This window comes from Acidisoma sp. L85 (genome assembly GCF_009765865.1).
Taxonomy (GTDB): Bacteria; Pseudomonadota; Alphaproteobacteria; order Acetobacterales; family Acetobacteraceae; genus Acidisoma.
In genome coordinates this window covers 402,051-416,165 of record NZ_LMUQ01000052.1, presented here as the reverse complement: position 1 = coordinate 416,165, position 14,115 = coordinate 402,051, and the positions used below count along the sequence as shown (strand labels likewise).

At 61.6% G+C, this 14,115-nt stretch carries 16 protein-coding genes; 9 read left to right on the top strand and 7 right to left on the bottom strand.

Annotation, left to right across the window (positions count from 1 at the left end; all coding sequences use genetic code 11):
* Positions 1–129 precede the first annotated feature (129 nt).
* Positions 130–702, top strand: a complete 573-nt coding sequence (locus tag GSQ83_RS17705) for an RES family NAD+ phosphorylase (protein ID WP_254065752.1) — start codon at positions 130–132, stop codon at positions 700–702.
* A 28-nt stretch (positions 703–730) separates the two neighbouring features.
* Here the strand turns inward: GSQ83_RS17705 and GSQ83_RS17700 are convergent, their stop codons facing one another.
* From GSQ83_RS17700 to GSQ83_RS17680, 5 genes are all read right to left on the bottom strand, one after another.
* The gene (locus tag GSQ83_RS17700) at positions 731–3,016 is read right to left on the bottom strand and encodes a lipopolysaccharide assembly protein LapB (RefSeq protein ID WP_158804173.1); all 2,286 of its coding nucleotides are present in this window, start codon (positions 3,014–3,016) and stop codon (positions 731–733) included.
* A 234-nt stretch (positions 3,017–3,250) separates the two neighbouring features.
* Positions 3,251–4,648, bottom strand: a complete 1,398-nt coding sequence (locus GSQ83_RS17695; RefSeq protein ID WP_158804172.1) for an NAD(P)/FAD-dependent oxidoreductase — start codon at positions 4,646–4,648, stop codon at positions 3,251–3,253.
* Positions 4,649–4,741: 93 nt separating this feature from the next.
* A complete protein-coding gene (locus GSQ83_RS17690) occupies positions 4,742–5,512 on the bottom strand; it encodes an SDR family oxidoreductase (protein ID WP_158804171.1) in 771 nt (256 codons plus the stop codon).
* Between the two features lie 40 nt (positions 5,513–5,552).
* Positions 5,553–6,398: an alpha/beta fold hydrolase gene (locus GSQ83_RS17685; protein WP_158804170.1), complete on the bottom strand. Its 846-nt coding sequence runs from the start codon at positions 6,396–6,398 to the stop codon at positions 5,553–5,555.
* A 92-nt stretch (positions 6,399–6,490) separates the two neighbouring features.
* Positions 6,491–7,195, bottom strand: a complete 705-nt coding sequence (locus GSQ83_RS17680) for an alpha/beta fold hydrolase (protein ID WP_158804169.1) — start codon at positions 7,193–7,195, stop codon at positions 6,491–6,493.
* A gap of 171 nt (positions 7,196–7,366) precedes the next feature.
* Here GSQ83_RS17680 and GSQ83_RS17675 point away from each other — a divergent pair, with 171 nt between their 5' ends.
* Entirely contained in the window at positions 7,367–7,990 is a 624-nt protein-coding gene (locus tag GSQ83_RS17675) for a CGNR zinc finger domain-containing protein (protein ID WP_158804168.1), read from the top strand.
* Between the two features lie 57 nt (positions 7,991–8,047).
* Here GSQ83_RS17675 and GSQ83_RS17670 read toward each other — a convergent pair whose 3' ends face one another.
* Positions 8,048–8,677 carry a VOC family protein gene (locus GSQ83_RS17670; protein ID WP_158804167.1) on the bottom strand — a complete coding sequence of 210 codons (630 nt, stop codon included), beginning with the start codon at positions 8,675–8,677 and terminating at the stop codon, positions 8,048–8,050.
* A gap of 214 nt (positions 8,678–8,891) precedes the next feature.
* Positions 8,892–9,842, bottom strand: a complete 951-nt coding sequence (locus GSQ83_RS17665) for a DMT family transporter (protein WP_254065751.1) — start codon at positions 9,840–9,842, stop codon at positions 8,892–8,894.
* 215 nt (positions 9,843–10,057) lie between these two features.
* Between GSQ83_RS17665 and GSQ83_RS17660 the strand changes: the two genes are divergently transcribed.
* From GSQ83_RS17660 to GSQ83_RS17630, 7 genes are read left to right on the top strand one after another with little or no spacing between them, the layout of a single operon-like run.
* Complete coding sequence (locus tag GSQ83_RS17660; protein ID WP_158804166.1) at positions 10,058–10,435, top strand: helix-turn-helix transcriptional regulator; 378 nt, start codon at positions 10,058–10,060, stop codon at positions 10,433–10,435.
* Entirely contained in the window at positions 10,432–10,887 is a 456-nt protein-coding gene (locus GSQ83_RS17655; RefSeq protein ID WP_158804165.1) for an SRPBCC domain-containing protein, read from the top strand. Before GSQ83_RS17660 ends, GSQ83_RS17655 begins: the two co-directional genes overlap by 4 nt.
* Positions 10,888–10,941: 54 nt before the next feature.
* Complete coding sequence (locus tag GSQ83_RS17650; RefSeq protein ID WP_158804164.1) at positions 10,942–11,589, top strand: glutathione S-transferase family protein; 648 nt, start codon at positions 10,942–10,944, stop codon at positions 11,587–11,589.
* 32 nt (positions 11,590–11,621) lie between these two features.
* Positions 11,622–12,338 (top strand): DUF1428 domain-containing protein, encoded by a 717-nt coding sequence (locus tag GSQ83_RS30610; protein ID WP_158804163.1) that lies wholly within the window; start codon positions 11,622–11,624, stop codon positions 12,336–12,338.
* Positions 12,339–12,349: 11 nt separating this feature from the next.
* Positions 12,350–12,862 (top strand): VOC family protein, encoded by a 513-nt coding sequence (locus GSQ83_RS17640; protein WP_254065749.1) that lies wholly within the window; start codon positions 12,350–12,352, stop codon positions 12,860–12,862.
* Positions 12,859–13,518: a glutathione S-transferase family protein gene (locus tag GSQ83_RS17635; protein ID WP_216850291.1), complete on the top strand. Its 660-nt coding sequence runs from the start codon at positions 12,859–12,861 to the stop codon at positions 13,516–13,518. Before GSQ83_RS17640 ends, GSQ83_RS17635 begins: the two co-directional genes overlap by 4 nt.
* 17 nt (positions 13,519–13,535) lie before the next feature.
* Positions 13,536–14,000, top strand: a complete 465-nt coding sequence (locus GSQ83_RS17630; RefSeq protein WP_158804162.1) for an SRPBCC family protein — start codon at positions 13,536–13,538, stop codon at positions 13,998–14,000.
* Positions 14,001–14,115 lie beyond the last annotated feature (115 nt).

The following is a 14,115-nucleotide window of genomic DNA, read 5'->3' as shown; positions in this document are numbered from 1 at the left end:
TGAATAACCGTGCCTCTCTGTCGGATCAACTGGCCGCAGGCTTGGCGGGTTATCGCCTCGCGCTATCCGCCGATTAACCTATTCGAGCGGCTGACCGCCGATCCCGCCGTTTGGGACGCGCTGATTGCCTTGGAGCAGCTCACCAACCCTCGGGTCCGCGATGAGATCGGAGAGATAGCCCTCGTGCCGCCGGACGAGCGCGTCAGCGGCCCCGGAGCGAGCTACCTGATGGCCGCCTTCACCCACATCAACCCGAAGGGCTCGCGCTTCAGCGACGGCACCTTCGGCGTCTACTACGCCGCAGCGGCAATGGAGACGGCGATCGCCGAGACCGTGTTCCACTTCGAGGCCTTTGCGCGCGACGGCGCCGACCCCCCGCGCAGCGAGGATATGCGCGTGCTCGTCGGAACTGTGGCGGCCGAGTTCGAGGACGCCGCCGCGCTGCCAGTCGCGCAGCGGCGCGCGATCCTGGACTCCGAGTCTTATGCGGCATCCCAGAGCTACGCAAAGAAGCGCCGGGCGGCCGCTGCAAATGGCATTGCCTATCCGAGTGTGCGACACGAAGGCGGTCACTGCCTCGGCGCGTTCCGGCCGCGTGCGGTCGGGATTCCCCACCAGGAGCGGCACCTGAAGTATCGCTGGAACGGTGAACGAGTCGATCGCTTTTTCGATTACGCCCGTGACGAATGGATTGATCTCTAACGCTCCGCAGCAGCGTCTAGGCGCTCGATCACGACGTCCGTACCCCGCCAAACAGCCTGTCGAAAAATCCCCGGGATCTCCGGGCCGTAGGCGTGACCGGCAGCGGCGGTGGCTCGGTGGTTTTGGCAAGCAACCTGAGCCACCCCAGCTGTTTCGTCATCGCCGGATCGCCGGGGTCCAGCTTCAGGTATTGCTCAGTCGCCACCAGCGCCAGACGTGTCTCCGAAACCTTGACCAAATCCTCAGCCAAGAAGCGCAGCCAATCGACGCGCAGAGTCGATGCATCGACTGGTTTCAGGACGTCCTTGGCTTCCTCTAGCTCACCAATCTCGACGAGGAGCCTGCCCAGCGTGACGCGTGAAGCATTCGTCCATCCGGCGGCCATGGGCGCTCGTCGGGCAACCTCAAGCGAGGCCTTGATCTGCTTGGTGTCGCGCAGCAGTTCGGCGAGTCTGAGCCATTGCGATGACTCCGTCGGCTCCAAGGTCCTCAGAGTGACATCGAGTGTGGCGCGTGCCCGCTTCATCAGCACCAGCCCAACCTCTGCCGTCGCAAGCATGATGCGGTTCCCGACGCTTGTCGGATCGAGCGCGACGGCGCGTTCAGCCGGCGCCAGGGCGGAAACCCGATCAGCGACCAGTGGCTTCGGCGTGCCCTTCTTGGTCTTGCACAAGCTCTCATAGATGCGGGCGACCCGGGTGTAGTGATGGCTCACGGCGGCGAGTTGGTTGGCATCGTCCATCGCGTGTCGCAGCGTCGCTTCAAGATGGTTGCGCACCGAGACTAGATTGCGATTCTTGAGATGACTCTCGATTAACTCCTGCCGCACCTCGAAAATCTCTGGACGTGTCTTTAATATTCGCTCGGCGAGCGCCTCGATGCGATGGTGGGCGCCAAGTTCCCGATGCAGAGTCATGAGGGCGCGAATGTCGCCGGCCCATTGCAGATCGAGGCTATCGGCCTCCTCCGCCTCCATTTTCGCCTCCACCCGGAAGCCCGCCTGTCTCCGCGCGCGGGCCAATCGGATGCGGACCCCAAGGTCAGTTGGGGCTTGGCTCTTCCGGCACTCCAGGAAGGCGATTGCCGCCGCCGCTTCGCCGCTGCCCACCAACCCATCCGCGAGGAAATCCAGATCAGCGGCATCATCCGTCGCCTGAGGCGTGATGGTATCGAGCAGCCCCCTCGCCTCGTTCTTTGCGTTGGTCGCGACCAGCACCGCGGCAATGCTGACAGGCGTGAGCAGGAGCAGTCCCGGAACCTCTCGTGCGCGCGCCATGAGATCGCGCGCGATCTCGGCTTCCTTGGCGCGCAGCAATTCTTGGAAAAGCTTGCGCTGAACCCCCGGCCGCCGCGACAACAGCGGCGCAGAGACGAGAAGGTATTCGACCGCTTCCCACTGACGCCCCGCCGCTCTTAGTTTCTGCGCATAGTTGGCCAGAATTCGGTGAGCCTCAGGTTGTAGCTCCGCCGCGAAAAGGGCGGTCTTCGCTGCCGCCTCGGCGAGGCCGCGCCCGGCGAGTACTTCCGAAAGACGCTCGTGATAGCTCGCGGACCGGTTGCGCGCACCTCTGATGCAGCGCCGCGCGCGCTTCGGCTCACCCGCCATAAGCGCGTCAATGACGCCCATCACATCGTCCTCCTCGCCGAATGCGGCGAGCGTTTCGTGCCCGATCATTGGGAAGAGAACGCGTTCCATCGCGGGAAATGCTGCCAGCCGGTTCGCATGCCAGCGGTCATGATGGGAATGCTGGTCGTAGATGACGTAGTTGCGCTGCGCGATATGCCGCGGCTCCAGCGGCATTCCGCTTCGAAAACTGGGATCAATCCTCGGCCAGAATTTGTTCGGCACCGAGGTTTGTCCCGGGTCGATCGTCGTGATCGGCGAGAAGGCGATTGCCACCTCGGCCTGCAGCTCGGCCGCGAAGCGCAGAGCGCCGTAGCCGCCCATGCCATGGCCGAAGCAGATCACATGGCTAAACTCGCCTTCGCCGATGACCGCTTGAGCCGCCGCCAGGATGCTGGCCATTGCCGTTTTGGGATACCAATTGGCGACTGTCGACATGATCCCAATAGCGGGCCGCCCGAGGCGCCTCAGCAAGCGATCCCCCGAGAAGCCTAGGCCCTTGGCCCGCTCATTCTCCGAGTTGAAAGTGATGTATAGGACATCGCCTTCTCCCGGCTGATAGATTGCGACGGCATGAGCCGTCTCGGCGATGAAGCGCGCTGTGGCGATTTTTCCGCGTTTGACGGAGGGAGACGGTGTATCGAGTATTGGACGCGGTTGGTCCCGCAGGTCCTTTTTTGCGGAACTCATCGGGAGTGCTCCATTGCGACAATGACACTCCAAGTCGTTTACTCTTCGGATCGTTACGGCACAAGAGCGTCTGGATCAGCCTAAATCCATGGGGTTCGCGCCGAGACATTGAAAGAGTCACGCCCGTCGAAGCTGGCGCCAACTTGCGCGCCGGTTGTCTACTCATGTCCCGGACCCACGAGGCGCCTTGTCGACGCCGGCTTCAGGAAGACGACGCCAAGCGATGTCAGTTGATTAAATGGACCGTGCCGGAACATTCTCGAGCAACGGCCCCAAGCCTTCGGCAAAGGTGAGATGGGTAATGACGGCATCGCGTAGCTTCGTGTAGGGGAGTTCAGCAAGTATCGCCGTCTGAACTGCCGCCATTACCTCACCAGCCTCGGCACCGATCATGGCGAAACCTAGAATCCGATCGTCATCAGCCGCCACAAGCGCCTTCATGTATCCCTCGACCTGGTCGGTCGCGAGTGTCCGCAGGACTCGGCGCATCGGCAGGGTTGCCACGCGAACAGGGATGCCTCGTGCGCGTGCTTCACTTTCCGACAAACCGACACGCGCAAGCGGCGGCTCCGTGAACATGACATAAGGAATAAGCCGATCGTCGGTCCTGCGATTCCCACCGGCCATATTGTCCCGCACGATGCGGAAATCATCGACCGAAACATGCGTGAATTGCGGGCTGCCGGCGGATTCGCCGATGGCCCAGACGCCGTGCGCCGTCGTCCGTAGCCCTTCATCAACCTGAATGAGACCCCGCGCAGTCAAAGCGATTCCGGCGATATCGAGACCAACATTCGCCGTATTGGGCACCCGCCCCGTCGCGACCAATAGATGGCTGCCTTCGATGCTCCGTTCTTCGGATTTCGTCTCCGTCTTTACGCTGACGGATGCGCCGCTGTGGCCATCCACACGAATAGGGTGAGCGTTCAGGAGGATGTCGATTCCCTCTTCCTTGAGGATTCTGCTGACCTCTTCAGCCAGATCGGGGTCCTCGCGGCTCATAAGTTGCGCACCAGGCTCGATGACCGTCACGCGGCTGCCAAATCGGCGATACGCTTGCGCCATTTCGATACCGACATAGCCACCGCCAAGCACGATTAGATGCGACGGTACCTCATCGAGTTCGAGCGCCTCGATGTGAGTGAGCGCGTTAGCCTCCTTCAGTCCGGGAATATCGGGCATGGCGGCGTGCGAGCCGAGATTGACAACGACCTCGGTTCCGACAAGCACGCGCGAGCCGCCCTCGTTGAGCGCGACCTCGATCGTCTTCGGGCCGACAAACCGGCCGCTTCCCATGATGAGTTCGGCACCTGTTTGTCTGTAAAGATCAAGATGGGCACGGATTTCGCGCTCCACCATGTCCTGCTTGCGGCCGCGCACGGTCGCCATGTCGGTTCTCACCGTTTCTGCAATGGTGCCGAACTTCGCCGCATTCCGAACCATATGGGCTACGTGCGCGCTCCAAATTTCGTTCTTGGACGGCAGGCATGCTACGGCGGGGCAAGAGCCGCCGACCCATCGGCGCTCGACGACCGCAACTCTTTTGCCGGACTGTCCCAGATGCCAGGCAAGGTGCTTGCCGCCTTGGCCGCTTCCAATGATGACGACGTCAAACGTTTCAGGCTGAGACATGGCTATTTCCTCTCTTCTGACCCCAGTAAGGCCTAAACGGTCCGGCGCTTATGTCGCTGCCGGAAACGATGGATCGGATCTGCCGCGCCTCGATCAGATCGACTTGACCTCGCCGCCATCCATGCGCAGCGTCGAGCCGGTCATCCAGCGCGCGGCGCGCGACACCAGGAAAGCCATCAATTCGGCAATCTCGTCCGGCTCACCATAGCGGGCGATGCCTGCCTCCTTCGGAAAGTTCTCTGTCGCCTCCTCAACCGTCATGTCGTGCACAGGCGCCCAGTGCTCGAGATAGGAACGCCGCCGATCGGTCATCACGGGGCCAGGGAGGACGCTATTGACTTGCACGCTGTCGGAGATGCCGCGATCAGAGAAGGCCTTCGCCAAGGCGACAATTGCGGCATTGATCGTGCCGACGGCGGCGTAAGACGCCTTCGGGAACAACGCCGAATTGCCGGACATCAGCACCACCGAACCCTTCGCCGCTTTCAGGGAGGGCCAAGCCGCAATAGTGAGTCGCCGGGCGCCGTGAAGTTTCAGGGCGAGTCCAGCGTCCCACTGCGCATCGGTCATCTCGAACAAATCGATTTGCGGCACCGCGCCCGCGATGTTGATCAGAGCGTCGATGCGGCCAAAGGCGGCCAGCGTCTGCTCTACAATGCTCTGCGCGGCATGAGGCTCGGCCAGATCCGCATCGACCACGAGCGTCTCCGCGTCAGCCGCCCTGGCGGCACTCGCTGTCTCCTCCAGCTTGTCGAGATTCCGCGCAACCAGAACGACAGCCGAGAAGTCGCGCGCAAGGCGGATCGCGGTGGCACGGCCGATGCCCTGGCTGGCCCCTGTGACGATGGCAACCGACTTGGACATTCCTGGTCTCCTTCTTTAAGGGCGACTAAAGGGTACTAAATCACCGATCGAAAAACTCGCGGATTGCCGCCGCGATTTCCACAGCGTGGGTTTCCAGCGCGAAGTGCCCAGTGTCGAAGAACCGTACGACAGCATCTGGCATGTCGCGCTTGAACGCCTCGGCGCCCGGCGGCAGGAAGAATGGATCGTGTTTCCCCCACACCGCCAGAAAGGGCGGCTTGTGCGTCCGGAAATAAGTTTGAAAGGTCGGATAGAGCGCGACGTTGCTCTTGTAATCGCCGAACAGGTCGAGTTGCACCTCATCCGCGCCGGGCCGGGCTAGATAGAAGTTGTCGAGGGAATAGCCGTCTGGAGAGACGCGCGTCGTGTCGGGGACGCCGTGGGTATACTGCCAGAGAACCGCCTCGGGCTTCAGGAAGGCGCGCAAGGCCTCGCGGTTGGCCGCTGAGGCGTCCTGCCAATAGGCCCGGATCGGGTTCCAGCCGTCGCTGAGCCCTTCCTCATAGGCATTTCCATTCTGTGAGATGATCGCAGTGATGCGGTCCGGGTGCCGGACAGCGAGTCGAAAACCGGTCGGCGCGCCATAGTCGAACACATAGACGGCGTAGCGGTCGAAGCCGACGACCTCGGTAAAGCGGTCGATCGTCTCCGCGATCCGATCGAAGGTGCAGCCGCGGCCCGGCATGGTGGAGTTTCCGAAGCCCGGCAGATCGGGAGCAATAATGTGGAAGCGGTCGGCAAGGAGCGGAATGAGGTCGCGGAACATGTGGCCCGCGCTAGGGAAGCCGTGCAGCAGCAGCAGCTTCGGCGCGCCCGGCGCGCCCGCCTCGCGGTAGAAAATCTTGGAGCTGTCCACATCGGCAGTACGATAGGTGATGGCGGTCATAACATTTTCCTTTTGCCTCACGCTAACCTAGCGAATATACATCAAGGGGTTAGCAGTGAGATCGGCTAGAGCGGTTCATTGCTCGCTTTGAGTCATTCGCGGTTACTCGCGCGAACCGTTGCAATCGCGTCGCGGAGCACGTCCAGCACGACCGCTGGCGCGGTCACGATTGGCATGTGATCGACAGCATGCGAATGCGAACGGGCCTTCATACGCTCGGCCATGAAGCGCTGAGTAGCCTGAACGATCATGCGATCCTGTTCGGCCACCAGGAACCAGCTCGGCCGATCCTTCCACAGCGGCCGTTTTACGGCGACGGTGATGCAGGCGGGAGATATCGGCCGCTGGACGGCCGCAAGCACCGCCAATTCCTCCGCCGTCGCGTTTTGCGCGAAAGCAGCGCCGAAAGCTGTATCGGGCAGATAGATGAGATCGTGTTCGTCAGGCGCGAGCTTTGGGGCGAGAGGATGCGGATCGGTTCGGTAGAACACGTCCGCAACGGTCTCGCCTTCGTCAGGAGCCAAGGCTGCGACATAGACAAGCCCCCTCACCTTTTCGCTGCGCGTGGCGCCGATTACGGCGCCAGCATAGGCGTGGCCGGTGAGGACAACCGGCCCCTGGACGCGCTCCAGCGCGCGATCGAGAGCTGCGACATCGTCTTGGAACGAGGTCAGCGGCAAAGGTGCCGCGCTTACCGCGATACTATCGGCCGCCAATGGTCTGATTATTTTCGCCCAGCTCGATCCGTCGGCCCAGGCACCATGGACGAGCACAACACTGACATCATTCGAGGACATTCTTGCTCTCCTTCGAAGGGGACCGGAAGGCCCGTAACCATCTCAATGACAGTGAGAGGGTTACTGAAGTGGAGGTAACTTGTCAAGCGGCCCTGAAGAGGTTAGTCTTTGTTAGTGTTTTTGATGGCTGGTCGGCGCATAGAAACGCTCGCTTTAGCAGAAGGATTTATCATGGAGGCTCGGCCTCCCGCCATTTTCGTCGGCGACTCTCCTGGGCTGGATTTCCTGAATTCAATCGCGACACCGGTCGATACCGCGGTGGACTGGATCGATGACGGCGAGGGGTTTCTGAGCTGGCTCGAACAAGGCCAGTTGGTGCCGCGTGATGTGCTCCGGGACATGAGAACGAACGCCCTGCCCGGCGAACTCGACCGGGTCGCGGATCAGGCGCGGAGCCTGCGGGAATGGTTCAGAGGCTTCGTGCGTCAGCATAAGGGTAACCCATTGACGGTCGAGGCGCTCGAGGAGCTGGGGCCGCTGAACGGTCTCCTCGAACGTGATGAGACCTTCAGCCGGATCGTTCGGCCGCCGACTGCCCAAGGGGCTTTCGAGCTTCAAACCATTCGCCGGTGGCGTAACCCCAATGCGCTTTTGCTGCCTATCGGAGAAGCGCTTGCGGGGCTCGTCTGCTCGCAGGATTTTTCACATGTGAAGGCATGCGAGGGCCCAGCCTGCACGCTGTTGTTCGCCGACCATACGCGGGGCTACACGCGACGGTGGTGCAGCATGGCGCTATGCGGCAATCGTGCGAAGCAAGCAGCGCACCGACAGCGGTTGAAAGCGCATCAACATTAGCTCGGCCGCTTGATGCGCTGCTCATCGCCGCTCAGCGGCGCTATGGGGAACCTTTTCTCATCTGGGCAGTTCGCGGCCACTCTGCTCGCGGACGATGTATTCGGCGTACCAATCTGGCCAGTTGTCGTCGTGCTGGCCGGTCCGTTTCTCGTGTTCGCCATGCGCTGCCGCCGCACGCCGTAGCGCGGCCGCGAGTTCAGGCGATGACGTGAAAGTTGTGTCGCCTGTTTCCACGCGTCCGGGCAAGCGTTGGGTGATTTCCTGCAGCGACCAGCCGGTGCCGTCCGGATCGCTGAACGAGGCCCAGGAGGCGTAGCTGCGCCGCTCCGGATCGGGGCCGCTGACGCGGCGTCCGTCCGCCGCATAGTGATAGACTTCACTGATATCGACACCGCTACCGGCGAGTTCGGCGCGTGCTGCCTCGATGTCCGACACGATCAGATAGTTGGCCGCCGTAATTCCTGAGCCGAAGATGGCCGAACAGGGCGAGCCCGGCGGTGTGAACTGGAGAACCCGGAACCCCTCACCCGCGATATCGGCGTCGAGCCTCCAACCTAAGTCGCTGTAGAAGCGCTTGGTGCGGTCGACGTCCGCAACGACGGTCGCGATGGCCTCGAGCTTCAAGTCGATCTTCCGTGCTCTTGGGGTCTCGACTGCAGCTTCGCCCTGATTGTCAGTGATGCTCATGCCCAGCTCCTCACGTTTGGGCGTCTGCAAGATAGCGACACCCGTCTATGCTTGGAAAGATATTCGCGCAAACGCGGGCAAATCGCTTGTTAAATGTTACTTAAGATCGTCAGCTATGCCGAGAGCTGAGCCCGCGGCCTTTGTTGAAGCCTGCCACAGAGTCCCTCTCGTAAGTCTTTAGTCCCGCAGACGGGGAATGGCGGATCGCAGGTCATCAGACCACGGCTCCGACGCGTCGTCCCAGCAGCAACCGCAGGAGCCGCCCATCCACGATAGCCAAACCGATGCCGATCAACGCCATGCCGCCCAGCGTGCGAAGTCCAACGGGCTCGTCCAGCGCCAGCCACCCAAGCAACAAGGCGGTGACGGGCAACAGGAAAGTCACAAGCAACAAATTGGTCGCCCCGGCCGCGCTCAGTATTTGGAAATAAATTGCGTAGGCCACCACCGTGCAGAGCACAGCGATTCCAGCCATTGCTCCCCATGAGGCGGCCATCGGCATAGGCAGCCGCCACGGTTGGTCGACCAGCGCCACCAGCGGGATCAACACGAGGGAACTCCCGGTGATCTGCCCCGTTGCCACCTTCAAGGGCGCCAGACCTTTGAACCGGCGACCATAGATACCGGCAAAGGCGTAGGATATGGCGCCAAGCAGGCAGGCAAGTTGCCCCACGAGATTGGTGTGTCCCAGGCTCGACAAAGCATCCGGCCCGACAAGTACCGCAACGCCGGCGGAGCCTAGTAGAATGCCGCCTCCCTTGGCGGGTGTCAGCTTCTCGTTCGCTGTTAGCCAATGGGCGAGCAGGATGGTGAACAACGGAGTTGTCGCATTCAGGATTGAGGCGATACCACTGGTTACGCGTGTTTCGCCAAAAGCGATGAGCGTAAAGGGAATGACGTTGTTGAGAATCCCCATAACGGTGAAAGACAGCCATAGTCTAGGCGAGGCTGGCATGAAATCGCGGCGAAGTATGAGCCACAAATTCATGATCACAGCCGCGATGCCGACGCGCGCGAGTACCACCGTCAGCGGCGGCAGCGTCTCGACCAATATTTTGTAGAAGAAAAAAGAACTCCCCCAGATCATCGCCAGGACGAATAACAATGCCCATTCGCGATTTCCCATTGTGGGTGGCATTCCTGTTCCCAAGTCGCGATCCGGCATTTCGCGGTCCTCTCAAGCACGGTTGAGCATATTGAGCTGGTCCGCTGAGGAGCCGCACTCCGCTTCTTGCTTCGATACCGAAAGGCGAACGAAGAAATGCCGCCCGAGGCTAAGCCGTTCGTTCCTATTTCGGAACCACAAACATCATTGGAGCCGATAACCCTTCCGTTTTCAGATCTTGACAGGGCCGCCATTCGTCCGCATCACTTCACCGCATGGTGAAGTTTCAAGAGATGCAGCTCGACCGCACTTTCGCCGCTCTGGTAGATCCCACGCGCCGGGCGATCCTGGCACGGCTTGAACGGGAGGAGAGCCTGTCCATCGGCGAGCTCGCGCGCCCCTTCGCGATCAAGCTGCCGGCGGTGATGAAGCATCTCGACGTGCTAGGAACGGCGGGGCTCATAACGAGAACGAAGACGGGACGCACCGTCGCTGTGCGCCTCGCGCCGAAACCCATGGAGGAGGCGATGAACTGGCTGCGCCGGTATGAACGCTTCTGGTCGGCAAGCCTCGACCGCCTCGCCGCCTATGCCGAGGCCGAGGAGGCAAAAGCAAAAGCCAGACCGGATAAGACTGAGGAGAACAAGACATGACGAGCCTGACCCTGGTGCGCCGGATAGCGGCCCGCCCCTCGATCGTTTTCGATGCTTTGACGACACCCGATGGCATTGCTCTCTGGTGGGGACCGGACGACGGTCCCGTCCTGCTTGCCGAAACCGAACTCCGCGTCGGCGGCCGCTTTCGCGTGCGGTTCCGGATGCTGGACGGCAGCGAGCATGAGAGCAGCGGCGAATATATCGAAGTCGTCAAACCCAGCCGTCTGGTCATGACCTGGCGCTGGATTCACGAGGGCGAGCCCGATGAAGCGGGCCAAGAATCGCGCGTCGAAATCGACCTGCGCCCGGTCGATACTGGCTCCGAACTTACCTTCACCCATTCGCGCCTACAGACCGAGGCGTCGCGGGCCAGCCACGAGGATGGCTGGAACGGCGCAATCGACAAGCTGGTGCGGCATTTCGCGGCGAGCGGGGGTCCTGAAACCTGAAATCGCCGGCCGAACGGCTCCCCTCAGCGTCAAGACAAACACCGAGACAGTGACATGAACCCTACCATTACTACCTTTGCCTGGGTCCCTGAATTCGCGCGCGGTTATGTTCGCGACATGCGCCCGCGCTGGGCCTTCGAGGAAGTCGGTCAGCCTTACGAGGTCGACTTGATCACCGATTCGAAATGCCCTGAGCATCGCCGGTTTCAGCCCTTCGGCCAGGTGCCGACCTATCGGGACGATGATGTCGCGATCTTCGAGTCTGGCGCGATCGTGTTGCGTATCGCCGAATGCGCCGGCAAGCTGATCCCCGTGGAACCCGCCGCGCGCATGCGCGCGCTGCAATGGGTGGCGGCGGCGCTTAACTCCGTCGAGCCCTACGTCATGGCGCTCGCAACCAATGATTTCTTCGAGGCGGATCACGATTGGTCCAAGGCACGCCACCATAAGGTAGCCGATGATCTGAAGACACGGCTCGCCGATCTGGAGGCGGCGCTCGGCGACAGGCTTTGGCTGGATGGGATCGAGTTCACGGTCGGTGACCTGATGATGATCTCCGTGTTGGGCGCGCTACGCGGCACCCCGGAACTTGCCAGCTTCCCGAAGCTCTCCGCGTATGTCACACGCGGAGAAAGCCGGCCGGCCCACAGGAAAGCGATGGCCGATCACATGGCAACCTTCGACGTGCCAGTTCCCGCCTGAATTCGCTGAAGCATAAAGGGAGAGCAACAAAAATGTATTTCCAGGGATTCGTGGTCCCCGTCCCAACAAAGAACAGGGATGCCTATCTCGCAATGTCGGGGAAGGTGGCGCCGGTCTTCGCAGAACTTGGCGCGTTGCGTACCGTCGAATGCTGGGGCAACGACGTGATGGACGGCAAAGTCACCGACTTCAAGAAAGCTGTCCAGGCGAAGGATGATGAGACGGTGGTGCTTGCCTGGGTCTTGTGGCCCGACAAACCGACATGCGACGCCGCCGCCGCGAAAATGATGGCCGATGAGCGCATGCGTCCGGCCGGTCCGATGCCGTTTGATGGCCAGCGGATGATTTATGCTGGGTTCGAGGCGACTTTCGACAGTGGTGACGGCGGCGAGTTCGGCTACGTCGATGGCATGGTCGCGAGTGTTCCAGATGGCAATCGCCAGGGCTTCGTCGCCCAAGTGACTAAGGCTGCCGAGTTGTTTCACGAGAAAGGCGCGCTGCGCCTGGTTGATGGCTGGGGCATCGATGTTCCCGCGGGCAAGGTGACGGACTTCAAGCGCGCAGTACAGGCGAAGGATGGTGAGACGGTCGTATTTGGCTGGATAGAATGGCCCGACAAACCGACACGTGACGCGGGCATGGGCGCACTGATGCAAGACCCCCGTATGCGCGAAATCCCCCCCGCGTGGAACGGCCAGCTCGCGATCTTCGGCGGCTTCACGCCGATCCTCGACACCGCTCACGCATAGGGAGAGCCGTCATGGCGAGTTTCGACATGACCCAAAGAAAGATCGCGCCCTGCTTGTGGTTCAATCATGGCGAGGCGCGCAAGGCAGCCGAGTTTTACGCCGCGACATTCCCCGACAGCTCGGTAAACGCTAGCCTTGCGGCGCCATCGGACTACCCTGATGGCAAGCAGGGGAACGAGTTAACCGTCGAGTTTACCGTGCTCGGTATGCCATTCGTCGGGCTCAACGGAGGCCCGCAGGTCAAGTTCGATTGGGCGGTCAGTTTTCAGGTCTATACGGACAGTCAGGAAGAAACCGACCGCTACTGGAACGCGATCGTCGAAAACGGCGGCGAAGAATCGCAATGCGGCTGGTGCAAGGACAAGTTCGGTCTGTCCTGGCAAATCGTGCCCCGAGCGCTGCTCAAGGCCATGACCGATCCTGACAAGGCGGCGGCGAAGCGCGCCATGGACGCGATGATGGGCATGAGGAAAATCGATATCGCCGCCATCGAGCGCGCGAAGACGGGAGCGTCTGCCTCGTGAGCCTGCAACTTTTCGGCCACCCCTTCTCGTCCTATACGATGAAAGCACTCATCGCGCTGTACGAGAACGATACGCCGTTCGAGTTTCGAATCCTCGATCCGGATCATCCGGAAAACATGGCCGAGCTGACGCGGCGCTGGCCGGTCGCGAGGTTTCCACTCCTCATCGATGGTGAGGCGACAGTCTTCGAAACCAGCGCGATCATCGAACATCTCGCGGCATTTCACCCCGGCCGGGTGCCGTTGATCCCGGCGGACGCGAAGGCCGCCATGCCGGTACGGATGCTCGATCGCGTATTCGACAGTCATGTGATGGGTCCAACGCAGACAATCGTCTTCAACGCGCGTCGCCCTGAAGACGTCCGCGATCCTCACGGCGTCACGGAGGCCCGACAGGCACTCGATACGATCTATGCCTGGCTTGACGAGACGCTTGCCGGGCGCGAGTGGGCCGCCGGTGATGCTTTCACGCTGGCCGACGCCGCCGCCGCGCCTTCCTTGTTCTACGCCGACTGGACGCATCCGATTGCAGATAATTGCAGCACGCTCAAAGCCTACCGCGCACGTCTGCTCGCGCGCCCCTCGTTTGCCCGCTGCATCGATGATGCTCGGCCTTTCCGGCCATACTTCCCCCTCGGCGCGCCCGATCGTGACTGAGACTGAGGAGAACAATCATGACCACCGAGAACCTCGAACTCTCCGTGAGCCGCCTGATCGACGCGCCCGTCGGTACCGTGTGGAAAATCGCCACCGAACGTATGCCGGAATGGTGGTGCCCCAAGCCTTGGACGGTCGAGATCGTCGAGCAGGATTGGCGCGCGGGAGGCCGCTCCGCCATGGTGATGCGCGGGCCGAATGGCGAGGAGATGCAGCATGAGGGCGTGTTCCTCGAGGTCTCTCCCGGCAAGCGCTTCGTCTTCACGGATGCGTTCACGGCGGGCTGGCATCCGCATGGTCCGTTCATGGTCGGCACCATGGAGTTCGCCGATGAGGGCGGAAAGACCCGCTACACCGGCAGCGCGCGCCACTGGACCAAGGAAAGCTACGAGCAGCACAAGGCGATGGGCTTCGAGCAGGGCTGGACCCTTGTCGCGGAGCAACTCGCCGCATTAGCCGAGACAAAGCCGCCGGCACGCTGACGAATTAGAGCCGGATGTCATTGGTGAACCGCGCTAATTCCACAACGTCATGCTCGGCGAAGGCCGAGCATCCACGCTTTAGCCTGCGTGACGTAGGTGAGGCGTGGATGGCACG

Excerpts from the sequence above, each read along its gene's own strand:
- GSQ83_RS17700 (WP_158804173.1), bottom strand. The coding sequence starts at position 3,016 with ATGAGTTCCGCAAAAAAGGACCTGCGGGACCAACCGCGTCCAATACTC.
- GSQ83_RS17695 (WP_158804172.1), bottom strand. The coding sequence starts at position 4,648 with ATGTCTCAGCCTGAAACGTTTGACGTCGTCATCATTGGAAGCGGCCAA.
- GSQ83_RS17690 (WP_158804171.1), bottom strand. The coding sequence starts at position 5,512 with ATGTCCAAGTCGGTTGCCATCGTCACAGGGGCCAGCCAGGGCATCGGC.
- GSQ83_RS17685 (WP_158804170.1), bottom strand. The coding sequence starts at position 6,398 with ATGACCGCCATCACCTATCGTACTGCCGATGTGGACAGCTCCAAGATT.
- GSQ83_RS17680 (WP_158804169.1), bottom strand. The coding sequence starts at position 7,195 with ATGTCCTCGAATGATGTCAGTGTTGTGCTCGTCCATGGTGCCTGGGCC.
- GSQ83_RS17675 (WP_158804168.1), top strand. The coding sequence starts at position 7,367 with ATGGAGGCTCGGCCTCCCGCCATTTTCGTCGGCGACTCTCCTGGGCTG.
- GSQ83_RS17670 (WP_158804167.1), bottom strand. The coding sequence starts at position 8,677 with ATGAGCATCACTGACAATCAGGGCGAAGCTGCAGTCGAGACCCCAAGA.
- GSQ83_RS17665 (WP_254065751.1), bottom strand. The coding sequence starts at position 9,842 with ATGCCGGATCGCGACTTGGGAACAGGAATGCCACCCACAATGGGAAAT.
- GSQ83_RS17660 (WP_158804166.1), top strand. The coding sequence starts at position 10,058 with ATGGTGAAGTTTCAAGAGATGCAGCTCGACCGCACTTTCGCCGCTCTG.
- GSQ83_RS17655 (WP_158804165.1), top strand. The coding sequence starts at position 10,432 with ATGACGAGCCTGACCCTGGTGCGCCGGATAGCGGCCCGCCCCTCGATC.
- GSQ83_RS17650 (WP_158804164.1), top strand. The coding sequence starts at position 10,942 with ATGAACCCTACCATTACTACCTTTGCCTGGGTCCCTGAATTCGCGCGC.
- GSQ83_RS30610 (WP_158804163.1), top strand. The coding sequence starts at position 11,622 with ATGTATTTCCAGGGATTCGTGGTCCCCGTCCCAACAAAGAACAGGGAT.
- GSQ83_RS17640 (WP_254065749.1), top strand. The coding sequence starts at position 12,350 with ATGGCGAGTTTCGACATGACCCAAAGAAAGATCGCGCCCTGCTTGTGG.
- GSQ83_RS17630 (WP_158804162.1), top strand. The coding sequence starts at position 13,536 with ATGACCACCGAGAACCTCGAACTCTCCGTGAGCCGCCTGATCGACGCG.